General features: G+C 60.8%; 1 protein-coding gene. It reads right to left on the reverse strand.

The annotated features are described in order from the left end of the window. Nucleotides 1-1,145 (reverse strand): IS3 family transposase gene (locus IG617_RS21410; RefSeq protein ID WP_254170672.1). Its coding sequence is split into 2 segments (ribosomal slippage), with 1,146 coding nucleotides annotated over them: nucleotides 1-893 and nucleotides 893-1,145; the frame shifts between segments, so codons are not numbered across the junction. This gene is flagged as partial in the annotation. Nucleotides 1,146-1,208: the final 63 nt, after the last annotated feature.

Below are 1,208 nucleotides of genomic sequence, written 5' to 3' on the forward strand. Positions count from 1 at the left end.
CGCAGGTAGAGCAATCGCCCGTCGCGCGGAGCTGTCAGATCGCGTAGCGGGTCGGGCGATTGCGGTGGTCAGGGTCCGGGCGTATTCGGCCGGGGTCTGATAGTCCAACGCCGAGTGTGGGCGTTGGGTGTTGTAGTCGGCAATCCAGGCAGTGATCACGACCCGCGCATGAGCCAGGTTGCGGAACATGGTCTCGTTGAGCAGTTCGTCACGCATGCGGCCGTTGAAACTTTCGACGAAGCCATTCTGCATCGGTTTGCCCGGCGCGATGTAGTGCCACTCGATCCGGTACTCTGAACACCACCGCAAGATGGCGTTTGAAGTCAGTTCTGTGCCGTTGTCAGAGACAACCATTCCTGGCTTTCCGCGGCGCTCGATCAAGGCGGTGAGTTCACGCGCCACGCGCCGCCCTGAGATCGAGGTGTCCGGGATCGCAGCAAGGCATTCGCGGGTAACGTCGTCGACCACATTGAGCACCCGGAAACGCTGACCATTAGCCAACTGGTCATGAACGAAATCCAGTGACCAGCGTGCATTGGGTCGCGCCTCGATCAGAATTGGCGCCCGCGTCCCAACTGCCTTGCGTCGGGCCTTCCGCTTGCGCACGGTCAGGCCTTCTTCGCGGTAGAGCCGATAGATCCGGTTGATGCCGGACTGCTCCCCTTCACGCCGCAACAGAATGAACAGGCGCCGATAGCCAAAGCGCCGTCGTTCATTGGCCAGCTCGCGCAGGCGGCCACGCAGCACCGTGTCTGGTGCACGCTGCGCCTCGTAGCGGACCATTTTACGATCCGCCCCGGCAATCCGGCACGCCCGCCGTTCCGAGAGCCCGAGCAGGGACCTCAGGTGCGCGACCGCCTCGCGCTTCACGGCAGGCGTCACCACTTTTTTGAAACCAGCTCCTTCATGGCAGCCAGATCCAGCATTTGCTCGGCTAGAAGCTTCTTCAGCTTCGCGTTCTCATCTTCAAGCGCCTTCAGCCGTTTGGCTTCTGACACTGTCATGCCGCCAAACTTGGCTTTCCAGTTGTAGAAGGTGCCTTCCGACATGCCGTGCTTGCGGCACAGATCGGCGCACTTCGCACCCGCCTCATGCTCGGCGAGGATCCCGATGATCTGCTCGTCCGTGAATCTTGTTCGCTTCATTGTCCGTCCTCAAATTGGGTCGGACTCTAATCGACAGTGGAGGAAAAATCCCGTGGCAGGTCA

This window comes from Roseibium polysiphoniae (assembly GCF_014842925.1).
Lineage (GTDB): Bacteria > Pseudomonadota > Alphaproteobacteria > Rhizobiales > Stappiaceae > Roseibium > Roseibium polysiphoniae.